Consider the following 18,734-nt stretch of genomic DNA (forward strand, 5'->3'; position numbering starts at 1 on the left):
GCGCGGCCGGCGGCCCTCGCATCCGGCGCCGGGGGCGGCCGTCACACCCGGTTCTGCGTCAGGTCGAAGCGCACGTCGACGACGCCGTCCACCGACCGCACCAGGCGGTCCGCGACCGGCACCAGGGAGCGGTCGCCGAGCAGTCCGCTCAGGGTGACGACCCCTTCGTCGACGTCGACCTCCACCGAGCGCCACGCGTCGGGGAAGAGCCGGGCGACCACGTTCTCCCGGACGTCGCGCGCGATCTCCTCGTCGGACCGCAGGAAGACCTTCAGCAGGTCCCCGCGGCTGACCACGCCCTTGAGCATGCCGCGGGCGTCCACGACGGGCAGCCGCTTGACCTGGTGCCGCGCCATGGCGCGGGCCGCCTGGGCCAGGGAGGCGTCGCCGCGCACGGTGACCGCGGGCGCGGTCATCAACTGCTCGGCGGTGAGCGCGGCCGCCTTGCGGGACGCGGCGGACGCGGTGGACGCGGTGGACGGGCCGGACGCGGCGGACGCGGTGGACGTCACCGGGGGCGGCTCGTCCTCCCGGCGCTCCTCCTTGCGCAGCAGGTCGGCCTCGGAGACGACGCCCACGACGCGCGTGCCCTCCTCCACCACCGGCACCGCGCTGACGTGCCACTGCTCCAGGGCCCGCACGATCTCCTTGAACGAGGCGAGGCGGGTGACGGCGACGACCCTGCACGTCATCACGTCGCCCACCGTCGTCGGCTGCCGGACGGCGTTCATGGCGGCCTCCACGACCCGGGACGATCCCCCCTGCTTCCAGTCTCGGCCGGTGCGGCGGCGCGCGCACGGTCCGCCCGCTCCCGCTCAGCCCCCGAACGTGAGCGGCACCGTCTCCAGGACGACCCGGCGGCCGTCCTCGGCGGACAGGACGTACGCGGTGAGGGTGCCAGGCCCACCGGCCGCGCGGTAGGGCACGGTCACGTCGAAGGTGCCCCGGGTGCCGCTGCCGGAGGTGGCCGCCACCCGTACGTCGGCGACCGTGCGGCCGGAACGGTCGGAGAGCCGCAGCCGGAACTCCGCCTCGAAGGTGTCGGCGGTGCCGTGCACCCGCAGCGGCGCTGTGACGGTGTCGCCGAGGAGCGGCGACTCCACGAGGACGGCGGGGGAGAGGTCCTCGAAGTCGGCGCGGCCGAGGGGCCGCCCGCCGGCCGCCGGGCCGAGGGCGGCCGCCGGGCCCCCGTCCACGCGGAAGCGCACCTTCTCCACGCCGGCGAACCGCGTGGCGGTGAACACCACTTGGGCGAGCCGCGCCGCGACGGACGCGCCTCGGGGGCCGTCGTCGAAGCGGCCCGAGAGGTCGACGGTGGCGACGCGGTCGCGTACGGCCAGCGAACGCAGCACCGTCCCCGAGGGGACCGCCGTCGCGCGGTCCTGGCCGCGCTCGGCGCCGCTCGGCCCGGCGAGCAGGGCCCGCAGGGCCTCGGCCGCGGTCGCCGGGCCGTCGACGGTGCGCGGCGCGGCCGACAGCTTGCCGCCGTGGAGGAAGTAGACGGCCGTGCGGACCGCGCGGGGCGCCGCCGTGGTGGACGGGAGCGGGGACACCGAGGCGGACGCGGACGCGGTCGGGTCCGGCGACGTGCCGCCCGGCGCGGCGGATGCGGAGCCCGGCGGGCCGGAGCCGGCGGTCATGGAGGGAGACACGGAAGCCTCCTGGCCGGAGCCACCGCAGGCGGACAGCAGAGCGAGGGCCACCAGCGCGGCGGCGAGCGCCCGCGCGGGGCGTGAGGAAGCGAGCCGGGCACTGTCCATGTGAGTCCTCCCCTCCGGCCTGCGCCCAGCGTGCCCGCTCCCGCCCCCGGACGCCATCACCCGGGAGGGTCAGGACCGGCGGAAGAGCGCCGCCCAGAGGAAGTCCTCGCCGAAGCACGCGGATTGCGCCGGCTCGTCGCGCATGCGGCGCAACTCGACCTCCGCCAGCCCGGAGAAGATCCGGCGCAGCGCGTCCGGGGTGTAGGCCAGGCCCCCGTGCAGACGGGACTCGCGGTAGAAGTCCGCGTCGTCGAGTTCGGACCCCATGGCGCCCGCCGCGAAGCACGTCAGCGCCAGATGCCCGCCGGGAGCCAGGAGTTCGTCCAGCAGCGCGAGGTAGCTGATGCGCCGGTGCGGCGGCAGATGGTGGAAGCAGCCCGAGTCGTGGACCAGGTCGTACGGGCCGCGCAGCGTGGTCCCGGCCAGGGCGAAGGCGTCACCGCGGTGGAAGCGCACGGCCACCCCGGCCTCGCGGGCCCGCTCCCCGGCCCAGGCGATCGCGGCGGGGGAGAGGTCGACGGCGTCCACGGTGAACCCCCGCGCGGCCAGGTACCGGGCGTTGCGCCCGGGACCGCACCCGAGGTCGAGGACCCGGCCGCCCGGCCTGACCAGGCCCCGGTCGAGCCACTCCACGAGGTTCTCGTCCGGCTTGTCCACGAAGAACGGCACCGGCCGGGACCGGTCCTCGTAGAACGCGTCCCACCAGTCCGCCGCCCCTTCGCTCCAGCGGTCGGCCCCCGCCTCGAACAGGTCGTCCAGGAGCCTCAGCACGTCGTCGACGTCGCGGATACCACGGTCCATCAGATCCCCTTTCCCGATGCGGCAACGCTAGGCGCCGTGGCCCCGAAAGCCCAGCTCAGCGGCCGTGCCCGAACTCCGCGTACGCCCGCCTCCCCCTCCCCGGCGGCACCCCGGCCCACGGCCCCCGCGCCCCGGCCGCGCGCCCGCCCGCACCGCCCCCGAAGCCCTCCGCGACCCCTTTCCGGGACACGCCGGGCCCGGTTTGCCCACGGATTCCGTGTGCGGCTAGAGCAGGGTCGCCGCGTGGTCCGGGACGTAGGTCTGCAGGTCGCGGGGCGGGCGCTGGTAGCCGGTCGACTCGGGGCGGGGCGGGAGTTCGAGGGCGGGGAGCGGGACCTCCTCGTAGGGGACGCTCGCGAGGAGGTGGGCGATCATGTTGACGCGGGCGGCGCGCTTGTCGTCGCTCCCGACGACGTACCAGGGGGCCTCGGGGATGTCGGTGTGCACGAACATCTCGTCCTTGGCGCGTGAGTACGCCTCCCAGCGCGGGATGGACTCCAGGTCCATCCCCGACAGCTTCCAGCGGCGGGTCGGGTCCTGCAGGGGGTGCGCGGGTTGAGGTGCTCCGTCACGCGCTTGATCGTGCTGCCCTTGCCGGCCGCGTCGCGCCCCTCGAAGACGACGACGAGCCTGTGCCCACCGGCCCTGACCCACTCCTGGAGCTTCACCAACTCGACCTGCAGCCGCAGCAGTTCCCGCTCGTACACGCCGCGCGGCAGGCGGTCCAGCCTCTTCTTGTCACCCATGCCCTGGTGCTTGTCACCCATGCCGTGGTGCCCTCGCTTCCGTAGGACGCCCACGGTACGGTCCCGGGGCCTGCCGGCACGGTGGAACGGGGCCGCGGGTCCGCCGGCCGGCCCATGCGGGGCGGGGGCGGCCCGGGGGCTCAGCCGACCGGGCCGGTGCCGCCCGGGGCGCCGACGGCGTGACCGGGGGCGGTCGCCGGGAACGGCAGCCAGGGGCCGCGCGGGTGCCCGTGGCCGTGTGCGTGCGGGAGGGCCGCGAAGGGCGGCGGCAGCTCGGTGTCCGCGCGGTCCGGTGCGGTCCCCGGGGCGGTCTCCGCCGTGGGCTTGGCCTCGGCGGCCGGGGTTTCCGGGGTGTACGGGGCGCTGGTCGTCGGTGCCGGGGTCGGGGCGGGGGTGGTTGCCGGCGGGGTCGGGTCCGGCGTGTCCGTCGGCGTGGGAGTCGGCGTCGGCGTGGGCGTCGACGGCGGGGTGGCGCTGTCGGTGGGCTTCGGGGGCTTCGGCGTGCTCGCGGGCGGCTTCGGGTGGGCCGGCTTGGTGGTGGCGGGCTTCGCCGTGCTCTTCACGGGCTTCGGCTTCGTGGCCTGCGGCTTCGTGGCCTTCGCCTTGGCCTTGCTCTTCGCCTTCGCCTCGGCCGGACGCTTCGAGGGCGCCGCACCGGTGCCCTCCTCCGCCTCCGGCGCCGCCTCGCGGCGCCCGCTGTCGGCCTCGACGAGGCCGTGCTCCGGCTGCCCGGAGGCGCTCGGCACGATCGAGGTGATGTGGATCTTGGAGGAGCCGGACGAGCGGTCCGCCCCGGAACCGTCCGAGCCGGACTGCTGGAGTGCCCACGCGGTGCCGCCGAAGGCCGCGGCGGAGGCGACAGCCGCGGCGGACAGCTTGAGCCGCAGGGAACGCCCGCGGCGGTGCTTGGCCTGGTTGCGCATGTGAGACGAGGACCCTTTCGGCTGGCCCCCGCCCGGAAAGCCGGCTGCCGCGCTGCGCGGCCGGGGCCGGATACGCAAGGACTCTGCGCGAGCATTCCCGTCGACGCAAGGGCCTGACCTGCGCGGTCATCGGAAGCGGAAGGGAGAATTCCGAAAATGCGCAGGTCAAAGCCATGATGAAGCGCGCAAATCGGGGCATGTGACATCGCCCACGTCGTTCGCGTGACGGACGTCCCGAAGTGGTGCACAAGGGTCCTTCCGCATCTTCACGGGCGATGCGGACGAACGTCGTCGTCGCGGCGCAGGCGCCGTCGACGCGAAGATCCACCGGCTTGCATACTCGGGAGCGCCGTTCGGCGACCCTGGGCACCACACGCGGAGGCATGGACGTGGAGTACACGAAACTGGGCAGGACCGGGCTGGACGTCTCACGGATCTGCCTGGGATGCATGAGCTACGGCGCACCCGACCGCGGCAACCACCCGTGGACGCTCGACGAGGACGCCGCCCGCCCCCTCATCCGCGGCGCCGTCGAGGCCGGCATCACGTTCTTCGACACCGCCAACGTCTACTCCGACGGGACCAGCGAGGAGATCGTCGGCCGGGCCCTCGCCGAGTACGCCTCCCGCGAGGAGATCGTGCTCGCCACCAAGGTGCACGGCCGCATGCGCCCGGGCCCCAACGGCGCGGGACTGTCCCGCAAGGCCGTCCTCACCGAGATCGACGCGAGCCTGCGCCGGCTCGGGACGGACTACGTCGACCTCTACATCGTCCACCGCTGGGACCCGCACACCCCGGTCGAGGAGACGATGGAGGCCCTGCACGACGTGGTGAGGTCGGGCAAGGCGCGGTACATCGGCGCGTCCTCCATGTACGCCTGGCAGTTCTCCAAGGCCCAGTACACGGCGGAGCGCAACGGCTGGACGAAGTTCGTCAGCATGCAGAACCACTACAACCTCCTGCACCGCGAGGAGGAGCGCGAGATGCTGCCGCTCTGCGCCGACCAGGGCGTCGCGGTCACCCCGTGGAGCCCGCTCGCCCGGGGGCGGCTGACCCGCGACTGGGACGCCGGCAGCGCCCGGCAGGATACCGACGAGTTCGGCGGCACCCTCTACCTCGAGGAGGACCGGGTGATCGTCGAGGCCGTGGCGACGATCGCGGCCCGGCGCGGTCTCTCGCGGGCGCAGGTCGCCCTGGCGTGGCTGCTGGGCAGGCCCGGGGTCACGGCGCCCATCGTCGGCGTCGGCAAGGAGGCGCACCTGCGCGACGCCGTCGGCGCGCTGGACGTGCGTCTGACCGAGGAGGAGCTCAAGGAACTGGAGAGCCCGTACCGGCCGCACGCCGTCGTGGGCTTCTGAGCGGCCCCGTGGCGGGGGCCGGGAGCTGCGTCCCGGCCCCTGCCGCGGTGTGACGCACGGGCCGCCGGGGCCGTGGCCGTGGCATGTTCCGGCCGAGTTCGAGTCCCGGTGTCACAAACAGGGAGGGTGTCCTGTCCTCGTGGGGGACATTCCCTGTTTGGAGGAACACATGGGCGCTGAGCACGCACACCTGCCCCCCGGTGTCGAACTGGTCGGGAGCCTGCCGGAGGCGGCGGGGCGGATCCCGGTGGGCGCGGAGGCGAGGACCATCCGGGTCACCCTGCCGCCCGGTGACGCGGGTGCTCCGCCGCACCGGCACCCGGGGCCGGTCTTCGGCTACGTGACGCAGGGCGAGATCCTCTTCGAGCTGGAGGGTCAGGCGCCCCGGGTGCTCAAGGCCGGTGACGCCCTCTTCGAGCCGGGCGGCGACGTGATCCACTACCAGGGCGCCAACAACCTCGCCGACGCGCAGTCCCAGTTGGTGGTGGTCATGTTCGCACCGCCCGGGACCCCGGTGCTGACCGTGGTCGGCGAGGAGGAACTGGCCGAACGACGGCACCTCAGGGTGCCCCGGCGGTGACGCCGCCGTCCAAGTGACGTCGTCGGCCCCGCCGTCGCGCCGGGGAGACGTCTCCTTGTCCGGCACGCCCAGCAATGCCCGGAGCACTGCCCTCCCCGGCGGTCCCGGGCCATCCGTACAGTTTGTGGTGACACGTGGTGGTGAACGTCCTTCCCGGCATGCCTCGCACAGAAAGCGTCGTCCGCTCCGTCCCCCGCGGTGGACCGGCCCCTGGGGGAGGCGGTCAGGACCCCGTCCCCTCGGCCTCCAGGAGCCGCGTCGCATGACCGCCGACCCCCTTCCCACCCTGGTCGGCCGGCGGCGCGAGTGCGCGGCGCTCGACGAACTGCTGGCCGGTCTGCGCGACGGCGGGTCCCGGGTGCGGGTGATCCGCGGCGAGGCGGGCATCGGGAAGTCCGTGCTCCTGGAGTACGTGGCCACCCGGGCGTCACACGTGACGGTGACCCGGGCGAGCGGCATCGAGGCCGACATGGAGCTGCCCTACGCGAGCCTGCACCAGCTCTGTGCGCCGTTCCTTGCCGAGGTCGACGCGTTGCCCGAACCCCAGCGCGACGCCCTGCGCGTGGCGTTCGGGACGGCGGCCGGAGACCCGCCCGACCGCTTCCTGGTCGGCCTCGCCGTGCTGACCCTGCTCACCCGGGCCTCGGAGACCCGGCCGGTGCTCGTCGTGGTCGACGACGCCCAGTGGCTGGACCAGGTGTCGCTGCAGACGCTGGAGTTCGTCGCGCGGCGATTGCTCGCCGAGGCGGTCGCGATGACGTTCGCGGTACGCGACCCCGAGGGGCGGGCCGCACTCGCCGGTCTGCCGGAGATGCGCATCGGCGGTCTCGACACCACCGCGGCCGGAGAACTCCTCGAGGCAGCCGTCGGCGGCCGGCTGGAGAAGCGGGTGCGGGACCGGTTCGTGGCCGAGATGCACGGCAACCCGCTCGCGCTGCTGGAGTTCTCCCGCGGCCGGACCGCCGCCGAGCTGGCGTACGGCCTGGACTCCAGTTCCCCCGGCGTCCAGGGGACGGTGGCGGGCCGCGTGGAACGGGACTTCGCCGGCCGGCTCGGTTCGCTGCCCGCGCCGACCCGCACGCTGCTGCTGATCGCCGCGGCGGAACCGGTCGGCGACCCGCGTCTGCTGGTCCGTGCGGCCACCTCCCTGAAGATCGCCCCCGACGCCGCACCGGCCAGGGCGGCCGGCCTGATCGAGTTCGGCGAGTCCGTCCGGTTCCGGCACCCGCTGGCCCGTTCGGCGGTCTACCGTCAGGCCGGTCCCGAGGAACGCCGCGCGGTGCACCGGGCGTTGGCCACCGCCACGGACCCGGTCCTGGACCCGGACCGGCGTGCCTGGCACGCCGCGCAGGCCGTCGACGGGCCGGACGAGGACGTCGCGGCGGGGCTGGAGCAGGCCGCCGGCCGCGCGCGCCTGCGCGGCGGCATGGCCGCCGAGGCCGTACTGCTGGAGCGCGCCGCCGAGGTGACGCCCGACCCCCGGCCGCGGGGGCGCCGGGCCCTCGCGGCCGCCGAGGCCCACTTCTCGGCCGCCTCGCCCGACCGGGCCACGGCGCTGGCGACGCTCGCCGAACTGTGCCCCCTCGGCCCCCTGGACCGCGCCCGCGTGACGCGCCTGCGGGCCAGGATCCTCTTCGCCCGCAGCCGCAGCGACGAGGCGGCACCCCTGTTCCTGGACGCCGCCGCGCAGTTCGCCGCAGCCGGGTCGCCCCTGGCGCGGGAGACCTACCTCGAGGCGATCGGCGCGACCGTCTTCGCGGGCCGGCTCCAGGGCCCGGCGGGCGCCCGCGCCGCGGCGGTCGCGGCCCGCGGGTCCGGGGCGCCCCCCTCGTGCTCGATCGCCGCCGACCTGCTCCTGGACGGTGTGGCCACCCTGCTCGTCGGTGACCTCGAGACCGGTGGCCCGGCGCTGCGCCGTGCGCTGGAGCCCCTCGCGCACGAGGACGTCGCTACCCGGGAGGCGACGATGCGCTGGCTCCTCCTGGCCCCGGTCGCCCTGGAGGCGTTCATCCACTACGCCTGGGACCTGACGGCGTGGGACACGCTGGCCACGCGTGCGGTGCGCCTGGCCCGCGACATCGGGGCACTCGGCGCACTGCCGCCCGCACTGATCTACGCGAGCGGGGTGCACATCCACACCGGCGACTTCGCCGAGGCGGCCCGCATGATCGACGAGGCCGACGCGATCGCCGCCGCGACCGGCCACGCCCCGCACACGTACGCGACGCTCGTCCTGGCCGCGTGGCGGGGCGACGAGGAGGCGGCCGCCGGATTCATCGAGGAGGCCGAGGCCAGGGCCGTACAACGCGGCGAGGTCTCCCTCCTGGGCGCCACGGGCTACATCCAGGGCGTGCTGTTCAACGGCCTGGCACGCTACGACCGGGCCCTGGCGGCCGCCCGTACGGGCATCGAGCACGACGGGTTCAACTTCACGGGCCTGTCGCTGGTCGAGCACGTCGAGGCCGCGACGCGGTGCGGCGAGCCCGATCAGGCCCGGGCCTCGCTCGCGCGGCTGGTCGAGCTCACCCGCGCCGCCGATTCCGGGTGGGCCCGTGGCGTCACCGCCCGCAGCCGGGCGCTCCTCACCGACGGCGACGAGGCCGACGCCCTGTACCGGACGGCGATCGAGGAGTTCGGCCGCGACCGCGTGGTGGTGGCCGTGGAGCTGGCACGCGCCCACCTGCTGTACGGCGAGTGGCTGCGCCGCAGCCGCCGGCGTTCGCCGGCCAGGGAGCACCTGCGTACGGCCCACGGGATGTTCGACGGCATGGGGGCGAAGGCGTTCGCCGAGCGGGCCCGGCGTGAGCTGCTCGCCTGCGGCGAGCGCGTCCGGGTGCGGGAGGCGGGGCCGGCGAGCGCGCTGACACCGCAGGAGTCGCAGATCGCGACGCTCGCGGCCGGCGGCATGACGAACCCGGAGATCGGCGCGGAGCTGTTCATCAGCCCGCACACCGTGGAGTGGCACCTGCGAAAGGTGTACATGAAGCTCGGGATCGGCTCGCGCCGGGCCCTGCAGGGCGCCCTCTCGGCTGCCGGGACGGACGGCACGGACGACGGGGACATCGGGGACGCGCGGCCGGTGCGGGCCGGCTGAGTACCGTCCCCGTGCGGACCCCCGGGCGAGACCCCGGGGGGAGACCACGCACCGGACCACGCACTTCCGGGGCGCGGCGGGCGGTGCCCCGGAGGGAGGGTGGAGCCATCGCCCTCCACGGGCGCCGTCCACCCAGAGGAGTCCCCGATGTCCGCGTCCGGCCTGAAGACGACCTCGCCGACCGCATCCCGGCCCGTCCGGCCGCCCGAGGAGGACCCGCACGTCGTCCCGGAGGAGCTCCGGGAAGCGGACGCCGCGTTCGAGGACGCCCGCAGGCTGATGTTCGGGATCGCCTACCGCATGCTCGGCAGCGTGCGAGAGGCCGAGGACGTCCTGCGGGACGCCTGGACGCGCCGGCGGAGCACGGGCCCGGCCGAGGTGCCGGACGCGCACCTCGTCATGATGGTGACCCGACTGGCGATCGGCGAGCTGCACTCCGCCCGGGCGCGCCGGCGGAGCTACGTCGGCCCCTGGCTGCCGGATCCGGTGCCGACCGCGGACGACCCCGCCGTGGGCGCCGGGAACGGGGAGGCGCTGGACGTCGCCACGCTGACGCTGATGGACGGACTCACGCCGGACGAGCGCGCGGCCTACGTGCTGCGGGAGGCCTTCGGCTTCCCCGACGCGCAGATCGCCGAGATCATCGGTCTCTCCCGGACCGAGGCGCGCCGCGTGGTCGCGCGGGCACGGGAGTTCATGGCCGAGCCCACCCGGGACGCGGGAACGGCGACGGCCGCCCGGCCGTGACGGGGAGCCCGTGACGGGGCGCCCGTGACACGGCCCGCTCAGTCGCCGGCCTCGAAGTCGAGTCGCCGTGCGTCGTCGGGGAGCCACGGGGCCGGGGGGCCGTCGCGCCAGGTGTCGTGCCAGGCGGACACCGCCTCGACGAAGGGCCGCGGGGGGAGGTAGCGGTGTGCCTGTACGTAGTGGCCGATGAGGAAGGGCGCCGCGTAGACCTCCGTCGGTGAGCCCGGGACGCGGATCTCGCTGCTGCCGCAGGGCGCCCCCCGCACGTCGCCGGCGGCTTCGCACAGTTCGCAGGCGTGCCGTCCCAGGGTGGCGTTGACGTACTGGCCGTCCAGGACGCGGTCCAGCCGCCGCACGAATCCGGGCGGGGGCGGGCCGACGGTGTGGGGGTGTTCCGCCGTCAGCCATCCGATGTTGATCCGCCGGTAGCGGGGGGTGAAGGAGACGACGCGGGTGCCCTCGCTTTCCCAGAAGGTGTCCTCGGGCGACTCGGTATAGGGGCTCAGATCCTCGTGGAACGTCACGGGGGAACCCTGGCACGTCGTGCCGTGCGTCCCGCGCGGGCCCTCCGGCCGCACTGCCCGCTCAGGTGGTGGCGGGCGGGATGTTCTGGTTGGCGCGGAAGAAGTTGTGGGGGTCGTAGGCGCGTTTGACCGCGGCCAGCCGGTCGTAGTGGCCGCGGTAGGTGTGCTGGACCCGGTCGGTGCCCTCCTGTTCGCCGAGGAAGTTGATGTAGGCGCCGCCCATGGAGTGCGGGTGCAGGTCGGTCCAGTAGTCGACGCACCACCGGCGTACCGCCCCGGCGTTGGCGGGCAGGGGGTCGATCCCGGCGATGACGCCGGACCACACGGCGTCCCGGTAGGCCCAGGCGGTGCCGTCGCCGCCGGTCCGGTGGGCCGCCCCGTCGACCGGGTAGAGGTGCATCGTGGACAGGCCGGTGGGCAGCTTCCGGCCGTACTCCTCGTGGACGGCGACGGCCTCGTCCGTGATCGCGTCGAAGAAGTCGCCGCGCCAGTACCACTGCAACCCCTTCGGGAACAGCCCGTCGAACATGCTCTGCAGGGCGGGGTAGGGCATGGGCGCGGTGAAGTGGAACATCGGCGGGCCGGGCTCCTCGACGACGGCCAGGGCCCGCGCCAGCCGGTCCTCCTCGGGCTCGCCCGTGAGGCACCACACCACGCCGCACGCCTTCCGCCCGTGGAGCGGCTCGGGGAAGGGCGGCCCGGGCGGCACCGTGAGCAGGGCGAGGAAGCCGCTGAGGTCTTCCGGCGCGGCGGGGAGGAACTCCCGGTACCAGCGCAGTACTTCGCCGGTGCGGTCGACGGGCCAGACGGTCAGGCCGACGCCGACCGTGTCCACGGGGTGCAGCCCGAAGGTGAACTCGGTGACCACGCCGAAGTTGCCGCCGCCGCCCCGCAGGGCCCAGAACAGGTCGGGGTGCTCGTCCTCCGACGCGGTGACGAACGTCCCGTCGGCGAGGACCACGTCGGCGGACCGCAGGTTGTCGACGGTCAGCCCGTACCCGCGGGTCAGGTGACCGTGGCCGCCGCCGAGGGTGAGACCGCCGATCCCGGTGGTCGACACCGTCCCGGTGGGGGTGGCCAGGCCGAAGGCGTGCGCCCCGTGGTCGAGGTCGCCCTGCAGGCTCCCGCCGCCCACGCGGGCGGTCCGCGTCCGCGGGTCGACGTACGCCCAGCGCATCGGCGTCAGGTCGAGCGTCAGCGCGTCGTCGACCACGCACAGTCCCGCACCGCTGTGACCCCCGCCGCGTACGGCCAGTTGCAGCCCGGTGTCCTGGGCGAAGGAGAGGACGGTCCGTACGTCCGCCACGTCGACGCATCCGGCGATCGCGGCCGGACGCCTGTCGATCATGGCGTGGTAGACGCCGCGGGCCTCCTCGTAGCCCGGGTCCCCCACCGCGGTGACCGGGCCCCTCAGTGTCTCCCGCAGGCTCCGGAGGGCCTGCTCGTCAATGCCGCCCATGGCCGAACACCCCAGCTCGTGCGTGTGACGCCGCCTCCGCCGTTTCCATTGTTCGCCTGCCCGCCGCCCCCTGCACGTCGGCTGCCCGCCGTGCGGGCCGGGCCGGGAGCGCGGCGGGAGCGCGGCCGGAGGCCGGTCGGGCCGCAGGCGGGCGATGTTGGTCTAGACCTTGACAGGTATAGGCCAATCCGGTTCATTGCTCAGTGCGAAGCGCGACAACTCCCCCCACACAAGGAGCAGTTACGGTGATGCGACGTACCCTCGCCGCCCTGACCACCCTCACGGCCGCCGCCGGCCTGGCCGTGGCCCTCCCCGCCGGCACGGCCTCCGCCGCCTCCTGCGCCGCGGCGTGGAGCGCCGGCGCCGTCTACACCGGCGGCATGACCGCCTCCTACGGCGGACACAACTGGCAGGCCAAGTGGTGGACGCAGGGCGAGACCCCCGGCACGACCGGCCAGTGGGGCGTCTGGGCCGACCAGGGCACCTGCGGCGGCACGACCGACCCGGGCAACCCCGGCAACCCCTCCGGATTCGTGGTCAGCGAGGCTCAGTTCAACCAGATGTTCCCTGGCCGCAACTCCTTCTACAGCTACAGCGGCCTGGTCGCCGCCCTCTCCGCCTACCCCGGCTTCGCCAAGACCGGCAGCGACACGGTGAAGAAGCAGGAGGCCGCCGCCTTCCTCGCCAACATCGCCCACGAGACCGGCGGACTGGTCTACATCGTCGAGCAGAACACCGCCAACTACCCGCACTACTGCGACACCAGCCAGCCCTACGGCTGCCCCGCCGGCCAGGCCGCCTACTACGGCCGCGGCCCGATCCAGCTCAGCTGGAACTTCAACTACAAGGCCGCCGGCGACGCCCTCGGCATCGACCTGCTCCACAACCCCTGGCTCGTCGAGCAGGACGCGGCCGTGGCCTGGAAGACCGGCCTGTGGTACTGGAACACCCAGAGCGGCCCCGGCACCATGACCCCGCACAACGCCATGGTCAACCAGGCCGGCTTCGGCCAGACCATCCGCTCCATCAACGGCTCGCTGGAGTGCGACGGCCGCAACCCCGCGCAGGTGCAGAGCCGCGTCAACAACTACCAGCGCTTCACCCAGATCCTGGGTGTCGCCCCGGGCGGCAACCTCAGCTGCTGAACGAGTCGCCCTGCGCGCAACGGAGTGTGCACCGTTGAACGGTGCATGACGCCGCCTCCCCTCGGGCCGCGGTCCGGGGGGAGGCCGCCGCTCCGTGCGCGGAAGTCCTCGCAGGCGCCCCGTTGTCCGTGACACCACTGCTCAGAAGGGTTACGGGGGCGGCGGAGGGCCCCCGCCACCCTGTGCATGATCCTCAGATTTCCGCCAGATTCCCGGTCGGCGGCCACCCGTCGTTCACGGGTTCGTCGCCATGGGACGGCTAGCTGGGAGCGAAGTTATCTAGACAACTTTGCCCACCCGTACGCCGCCGCGGCGGCGCCGGGGCGGAGAGGACCCAACACCGTGCCATCCCTCTCACAGGTCGCCGCATCCGGGAGCAGCGTCGCGCTCGACTCCACGACGCCTCCGCAACGCGGCGACAAACTCACCTTCACCTGGTCGACGGACGCCCCCGACCCCAAGAACTGGATCGGCGTCTACGACGGCGACCGGCAGCCCGCCAGCGGCAGCGGCTCGCTGGTGTGGACGTACGTCACCGGAACGTCGGGGAAGGCGACCCTCGACACCTCCGGCCTGAGCGGCGGCCCGTACACCGTCTACCTGCTGGCCAAGGACGGCTACGGCGTCCTCGCCAAGACCGAGCCGTTCAGCTTCGCCGGCCCGCCCACCGGCGACTCCGTCGAGCTGCGGACCCCGAAGCCGTTCGAGGGCGACAAGCTCTCCTTCCACTGGACGACCGACGCGCCCCACCCCAAGAACTGGATCGGGGTCTACGACGGCGACCGGGTCCCCGGCAACGGCGCCTCCCTCGCCTGGGAGTACACCCCCGCCGCGTCCGGCGACATCACCATCGACACCTCCGGCCTCAGCGGCGGCCCGTACACCGCCTACCTGCTGGCCAAGGACGGCTACGGCATCCTCGCCCGCACCGCCCCCTTCAGCTTCGTGCCGCGCCCCGTCATCCCGCGCCCGCACGCCGCCGTCGACGCCGTCACCACCGCCGCGCAGACCGCGGGCACCGCCTTCTCCGTCGCACTCGGCGGCCTGTGGATCCGGCCCGAGGGCAACGCCGAGGGCAGCGCCAGCTTCCGGCGCGCCGGCGGCGACCCCTGGCTGACCGTCGCCGCGGACGGCACCGTCAGCGGCAAGGCCCCGTCCACGGCGCCCCGTACGCCCGGCCGGCTGGTCGTCTCCGTCACCGACAGCGCCGCCGGCAGCGACACCGTCACCGTGCAGGTGCCGGTCCGCACGAGCAAGGACCGGCTGACCCTCAAGGTCGCCGCACTGAACCTGTGGGACGCGGGCGGCCACGTAGACGGCGCGCTGGAGAAGCAGTTGCGGCTGGTGCTGACCCAGGGCCTCGACGCCGTCGCGCTCCAGGAGTGCGGTGACGACGGCGCCCAGCGGCTCGCCGCCGCACTCGGCTGGCACGCCCACCAGGCCGGCGGCCTCGGCATCGTGAGCCGCCACCCGCTCACCGACACCCTCGCCCCCACCGCCTCCCTTCCCGCCGCCGCCGCGACCCTGCGGCTGCCCGGCGACCGCACCGTACGGCTGTGGAACGCGCAGCTGGACGAGGCCGACTACGGGCCCTACGCCGTGCTCGCCGGACGCACCGCCGCGCAGGTCGAGGCCGCCGAGAAGGGCACCGCGCGCTACCGGCAGACGCAGGCCCTGGTCGCCGCCATGCGCCGGGACATCGCCTCCCGCGGTCCGGTCGTCCTCGCCGCCGGCCTCGCCTCGCCGTCGCACCGCGACTGGACGAGCCGCACGTCGTCCGCGCACGGCGGCACCGGCCGGCTGCGCTGGCCCGTCACCGAGGCCCTGGAGGACGCCGGCCTCACCGACGCCTTCCGCGCCGAGCACTCCAACCCCGTCAAGGACCCCGGCACCACCTGGTCGCCCGTCCGGCCGCAGCACGAGGGCGGCGGCGCCGAACCCCAGGACCGCGTCGACCAGGTCCAGTACGCGGGCCCGCTCAAGGTCGTCGAGGCGCACACCCTGGTCACCGGTTGGCCCCGGCCCGTCCCGGACACCGCCGGCAACGGCTGGCCCTCCGACCACGCGGCCGCCGTCGTCACCTTCTCCCTGTCCGCCCGCGGCTGACCCCGAACGACCCGAAGGACACATTCACCCATGACCGAGTTCAGCCGCCGGGCCTTCATCGGCACCGCCGCCGGAGCCGCCGCAGCGGTCGGCCTCCCCGCCACCGCGGAGGCCACCGGGCACGGCCCCGGGCACGGCAGCATCGAGGACGTCAAGCACGTGGTGATCCTCATGCAGGAGAACCGCAGCTTCGACCACTACTTCGGCACCCTCAGCGGCGTACGGGGCTTCGGCGACCGCCAGGCGGCCGTCCTGTCCAACGGCGACCCGGTGTTCCGCCAGCCCGCCCGCGGACGCGAGGAGGGCCACCTCCTGCCGTTCCGCATGGACACCACCAAGTACAACGCCCAGAACGCCGGCGGCCTCCCGCACGACTGGGACAGCGGCCACTCGGCCGTCAACAACGGCGCCATGGACAAGTGGGTGTCCGCCAAGGGCGAGCGCACCATGGGCTACTTCACCCGTGAGGACATCCCCTACCAGTACGCCCTCGCCGACGCCTTCACCCTCTGCGACGGCTACTTCTGCTCGCTGAACGGGCCCACCGACCCCAACCGCCTCTACCTGTGGACCGGCACCGCCGGCCCCGGCGTCGACGGCACCACCGGCCCCTGGACCGACAACACCCCGGTCACGGACAACCCGGTGGCGGACTGGACGACGTACGCCGAGCGCCTCCAGGATGCCGGCGTCACCTGGCGCGTCTACCACAACCCCGACGGGTCGGACGACCGCGACGGCGACTACGACGACAACGCGCTGTCGTACTTCAAGCAGTTCCACGAGTTCCCCAAGGACGACCCGCGCTACATCAACGCCATGACGAGGTTCGACCTCACGGCGTTCGACCAGCACTGCAAGGACGGCACCCTGCCCACCGTCTCCTGGCTGGTGGCGCCGTACCTGTTCTGCGAACACCCCGCCGCCAGCCCCGACTACGGCGCCCACTGGGTCAACACGGCGTTGCAGTCGCTGTTCTCCAACCCCGACGTGTGGAAGCACACCGTCTTCCTGCTCATGTACGACGAGAACGACGGCTACTTCGACCACGTCATCCCGCCGTTCCCCGAGCCCGGCACCAAGGACGAGTTCGCGAACGGCAAGGCCATCGGCCTGGGCAGCCGGGTGCCGCTGTGGGTCGTGTCGCCGTGGTCGCGCGGCGGCTGGGTCAACTCCCAGGTGTTCGACCACACGTCGGTGGTGCGCTTCCTCGAGCGCGTCACCGGGGTGAAGGAGCCCAACATCTCCGACTGGCGGCGCACCGTCTGCGGCGACCTCACCAGCTGCTTCGACTTCACCAAGCCCGACTACAGCATCCCCCGGCTGCCGGACACCGTCGCGCTGATGGCCAAGGCGGACGCGGGCAACGCGCTGCCCGCGGTGAAGGTGCCCGACCACTCCGAGATGCCCGGGCAGGAGGAGGGCCGGCGGCCGCACCGCCCGCTGCCGTACCGGCCGTGGGCCGACGTGACCGTCGACCGCGCGAAGGGCAAGGTCACCTGCCGGCTCACCAACGACGGCACCGTCGGCTACCACTTCACCGTGCTGCCCAACACGGCGCTGCCCTTCACCGGCACGCCGTTCACCGTGCCGCCGCGCTCGACGCGCACCTACGAGTGGGACGCGGCGGCCACCGACGGCCGCTACGACTTCTCCGTGCACGGCGCCGACGGCTTCGTCCGCCGCTTCTCCGGGACGGTCGTCCCCGACGGGCAGGACGACGTGGCCGTCCCGGCGGTCACGGCGACCCTGCGGCACGACGGGCGGCCGGAGAACGCCGCCGTCGAGTTCTACCTGCGCAACGACGGCGGCACCGAGGCGGCGTTCACGCTCACGCCGAACGACTTCGCCGGCAAGGAGCAGACCGTGTGGGTCCGCCCCGGCGACCGCACCCGGGTGACCTGGCGCACCGACGGCGGCCGCTACGACGTGACCGTCACCGCGGGCACCGGCACCCGCTTCGTCCAGCGCTACGCGGGAACCGTCCACTCCGCGTGAGGCGCGCCGGAGGGGACGGGGTACGGGCCGCCGCCCGCACCCCGCCCCCTCCGGGTAGGGTCGGGGGGATCCGGCCGCGCGCGCGGCCCGCACGGCACGAGCAGCGCAGGAGACCACGGTGCGGCAGGAGCAGGGCACCCCGGACAGCGAGCTGCGCTACCGCAAGGTCGCGGCCGGACTCCGCGAGGCGATCATCGCGGGCGAGTACGCCGCCGGCACCAAACTGCCCCCCGAGGGAACCCTCGCCGAGCGCTACGACGTCTCGCGCGGCACGGTCCGGCACGCGCTGGCCGTACTGCGCTCGGACGGCCTGGTCACCTCGCGCCGCGGCACCCGGCGCACGGTGCTCGGCGGCCCGCGGGCGCAGAGCTTCTCGGAACTGCTGAGCTTCACCAACTGGGCCCGCTCCATCGGGGAGACCCCGGGCGGCCGCGTGGACAGCGTGGTGCGGCGCCCCGCCGAACCCTCCGAGGCGGGCCGGCTCGGCCTGGAGGAGGGCGCCGAGGTCTACCTCGTCCTGCGGCTGCGGACGCTGTCCGGGGAGCCGGTGATGGTCGAACGCTCCCTCTACCCGGCCCGGATCGGCGCCCTGGTGGCCGAACTGCCGCCCGACACCGTCTCCCACACCGAGGCCCTGGTCGCCCACGGCGTCCTGTTCACCGACGCCGACCACACCATCGACCTCGCCTGGGCCGACGCCGACGACGTCCGCCTCCTGGACTGCCCGCCCGGCCAGGTCCTGCTCCGCGAGCGGCGCCGCACCACCGACCCCGAGGGGGCCCCGGTGGAGTGGTCCGAGGACCGCTACCTGCCCGGCACCATCGCCTTCACCGTGCACAACTCGGTGGCCGCCTCATCCCTCGGCCGCCGCCACAGCCCGCGCGGTGGGAAGGACTGAGTGCCCCGGGACCTGCCCCGGGTCGTCGCCGCCCTCGCCGACCGCCTCGGCGCCGCCCCCGGCGACCTCTCAGGCGTCCTTCACGACGAGCACGAACGATGGGCGCTGTACCGGCGGGCCTTCGACGACCCGGCGTGTCTGCCCGACCTGTACGACGCCGTGGCCGTCGAACCCGACCCGAGCGTCGCCCTCGGCATCGTCCTGCAGGTCCTCGGCGGCCTCCCACCCGACGAATGCGCGGCCTGGACCGCCCGGCTCGGCACCGACCGTGAACGGGCCTACGCGGACCGGCGCGCCCGCGAACTCGGCCTCCTGCAGGGCGCGTCGGTGACCGCCCTGCTCGTCGACGAAGCGGTCCAGGACTCGTGGTCGGACTGGCTCCAGCTGGGCCTCGCCACGTCGTCGCCCGACCCCGCGGTCCTCACCCGCCTCGCGTCCGCGGGCCGTACGAAGCGCATCCGCCGCCTCGCGTCCGAACGCGAGCACTCGATCCGCCCCCAGGACCCCCGTCCGGACAAGGGCCCGGGGGGCCTGGGCGCCGGGCGGTCCGCCCGCTGACGGTGACGTAATCCGCTGGCCCGGTTCGAGCGGGCGC

The 18,734-nt window shown here is 74.3% G+C and carries 15 protein-coding genes and 1 pseudogene; 9 read left to right on the plus strand and 7 right to left on the minus strand.

Translation table 11 applies throughout. The annotated features are described in order from the left end of the window. Positions 1–41 precede the first annotated feature (41 nt). From ACFZAU_RS01830 to ACFZAU_RS01850, 5 genes and pseudogenes are all read right to left on the minus strand, one after another. Positions 42–731: a CBS domain-containing protein gene (locus ACFZAU_RS01830; protein WP_500550611.1), complete on the minus strand. Its 690-nt coding sequence runs from the start codon at positions 729–731 to the stop codon at positions 42–44. 84 nt (positions 732–815) lie between these two features. After that, the gene (locus tag ACFZAU_RS01835; RefSeq protein ID WP_500550612.1) at positions 816–1,760 is read right to left on the minus strand and encodes a GerMN domain-containing protein; all 945 of its coding nucleotides are present in this window, start codon (positions 1,758–1,760) and stop codon (positions 816–818) included. 69 nt (positions 1,761–1,829) lie between these two features. Then, the gene (locus tag ACFZAU_RS01840; RefSeq protein ID WP_500550613.1) at positions 1,830–2,561 is read right to left on the minus strand and encodes a class I SAM-dependent methyltransferase; all 732 of its coding nucleotides are present in this window, start codon (positions 2,559–2,561) and stop codon (positions 1,830–1,832) included. 225 nt (positions 2,562–2,786) lie between these two features. After that, positions 2,787–3,307 (minus strand): annotated as a pseudogene (locus ACFZAU_RS01845) (polyphosphate kinase 2 family protein). A gap of 140 nt (positions 3,308–3,447) precedes the next feature. Beyond that, positions 3,448–4,230 (minus strand): hypothetical protein, encoded by a 783-nt coding sequence (locus ACFZAU_RS01850; RefSeq protein ID WP_500550614.1) that lies wholly within the window; start codon positions 4,228–4,230, stop codon positions 3,448–3,450. 389 nt (positions 4,231–4,619) lie between these two features. Between ACFZAU_RS01850 and ACFZAU_RS01855 the strand changes: the two genes are divergently transcribed. The 4 genes from ACFZAU_RS01855 to ACFZAU_RS01870 all read left to right on the plus strand — a co-directional run bounded on the left by ACFZAU_RS01855 (position 4,620) and on the right by ACFZAU_RS01870 (position 10,009). Then, positions 4,620–5,588, plus strand: coding sequence for an aldo/keto reductase (locus tag ACFZAU_RS01855; RefSeq protein WP_500461735.1), 969 nt, complete (start codon positions 4,620–4,622; stop codon positions 5,586–5,588). Between the two features lie 169 nt (positions 5,589–5,757). Continuing rightward, a complete protein-coding gene (locus ACFZAU_RS01860; RefSeq protein ID WP_500550615.1) occupies positions 5,758–6,168 on the plus strand; it encodes a cupin domain-containing protein in 411 nt (136 codons plus the stop codon). Between the two features lie 262 nt (positions 6,169–6,430). Next, entirely contained in the window at positions 6,431–9,262 is a 2,832-nt protein-coding gene (locus ACFZAU_RS01865) for a helix-turn-helix transcriptional regulator (protein WP_500550616.1), read from the plus strand. A 147-nt stretch (positions 9,263–9,409) separates the two neighbouring features. Further along, on the plus strand, positions 9,410–10,009 hold the full coding sequence (locus ACFZAU_RS01870) for a sigma factor-like helix-turn-helix DNA-binding protein (protein ID WP_500550617.1): 600 nt from the start codon (positions 9,410–9,412) through the stop codon (positions 10,007–10,009). A 38-nt stretch (positions 10,010–10,047) separates the two neighbouring features. Here the strand turns inward: ACFZAU_RS01870 and ACFZAU_RS01875 are convergent, their stop codons facing one another. Beyond that, on the minus strand, positions 10,048–10,533 hold the full coding sequence (locus ACFZAU_RS01875) for a DUF7919 family protein (RefSeq protein WP_500550618.1): 486 nt from the start codon (positions 10,531–10,533) through the stop codon (positions 10,048–10,050). A 61-nt stretch (positions 10,534–10,594) separates the two neighbouring features. Further along, positions 10,595–11,992, minus strand: coding sequence for an FAD-binding oxidoreductase (locus tag ACFZAU_RS01880; RefSeq protein ID WP_500550619.1), 1,398 nt, complete (start codon positions 11,990–11,992; stop codon positions 10,595–10,597). A 248-nt stretch (positions 11,993–12,240) separates the two neighbouring features. On the opposite strand from ACFZAU_RS01880, the gene ACFZAU_RS01885 reads away from it, so the two are divergent. The 5 genes from ACFZAU_RS01885 (at position 12,241) to ACFZAU_RS01905 (ending at position 18,697) form a co-directional block, all read left to right on the plus strand. After that, entirely contained in the window at positions 12,241–13,137 is an 897-nt protein-coding gene (locus tag ACFZAU_RS01885; RefSeq protein WP_499602788.1) for a glycoside hydrolase family 19 protein, read from the plus strand. A 342-nt stretch (positions 13,138–13,479) separates the two neighbouring features. Then, positions 13,480–15,243, plus strand: a complete 1,764-nt coding sequence (locus tag ACFZAU_RS01890; protein ID WP_500550620.1) for an endonuclease/exonuclease/phosphatase family protein — start codon at positions 13,480–13,482, stop codon at positions 15,241–15,243. A 30-nt stretch (positions 15,244–15,273) separates the two neighbouring features. Beyond that, a complete protein-coding gene (locus tag ACFZAU_RS01895; protein WP_500550621.1) occupies positions 15,274–17,241 on the plus strand; it encodes a phosphocholine-specific phospholipase C in 1,968 nt (655 codons plus the stop codon). A 118-nt stretch (positions 17,242–17,359) separates the two neighbouring features. Then, a complete protein-coding gene (locus tag ACFZAU_RS01900; protein WP_500550622.1) occupies positions 17,360–18,139 on the plus strand; it encodes a GntR family transcriptional regulator in 780 nt (259 codons plus the stop codon). Continuing rightward, the gene (locus ACFZAU_RS01905) at positions 18,140–18,697 is read left to right on the plus strand and encodes a hypothetical protein (RefSeq protein ID WP_500550623.1); all 558 of its coding nucleotides are present in this window, start codon (positions 18,140–18,142) and stop codon (positions 18,695–18,697) included. It begins immediately after the preceding gene. Positions 18,698–18,734: the final 37 nt, after the last annotated feature.

Source organism: Streptomyces sp. NPDC008238 (assembly GCF_042956445.1).
Classification (GTDB): Bacteria; Actinomycetota; Actinomycetes; order Streptomycetales; family Streptomycetaceae; genus Actinacidiphila.

Bases quoted from the DNA above. Each gene is read 5' to 3' on its own strand.
- ACFZAU_RS01830 (WP_500550611.1), bottom strand. From the start codon at position 731: ATGAACGCCGTCCGGCAGCCGACGACGGTGGGCGACGTGATGACGTGC.
- ACFZAU_RS01835 (WP_500550612.1), bottom strand. From the start codon at position 1,760: ATGGACAGTGCCCGGCTCGCTTCCTCACGCCCCGCGCGGGCGCTCGCC.
- ACFZAU_RS01840 (WP_500550613.1), bottom strand. From the start codon at position 2,561: ATGGACCGTGGTATCCGCGACGTCGACGACGTGCTGAGGCTCCTGGAC.
- ACFZAU_RS01850 (WP_500550614.1), bottom strand. From the start codon at position 4,230: ATGCGCAACCAGGCCAAGCACCGCCGCGGGCGTTCCCTGCGGCTCAAG.
- ACFZAU_RS01860 (WP_500550615.1), top strand. From the start codon at position 5,758: ATGGGCGCTGAGCACGCACACCTGCCCCCCGGTGTCGAACTGGTCGGG.
- ACFZAU_RS01865 (WP_500550616.1), top strand. From the start codon at position 6,431: ATGACCGCCGACCCCCTTCCCACCCTGGTCGGCCGGCGGCGCGAGTGC.
- ACFZAU_RS01870 (WP_500550617.1), top strand. From the start codon at position 9,410: ATGTCCGCGTCCGGCCTGAAGACGACCTCGCCGACCGCATCCCGGCCC.
- ACFZAU_RS01880 (WP_500550619.1), bottom strand. From the start codon at position 11,992: ATGGGCGGCATTGACGAGCAGGCCCTCCGGAGCCTGCGGGAGACACTG.
- ACFZAU_RS01885 (WP_499602788.1), top strand. From the start codon at position 12,241: ATGCGACGTACCCTCGCCGCCCTGACCACCCTCACGGCCGCCGCCGGC.
- ACFZAU_RS01895 (WP_500550621.1), top strand. From the start codon at position 15,274: ATGACCGAGTTCAGCCGCCGGGCCTTCATCGGCACCGCCGCCGGAGCC.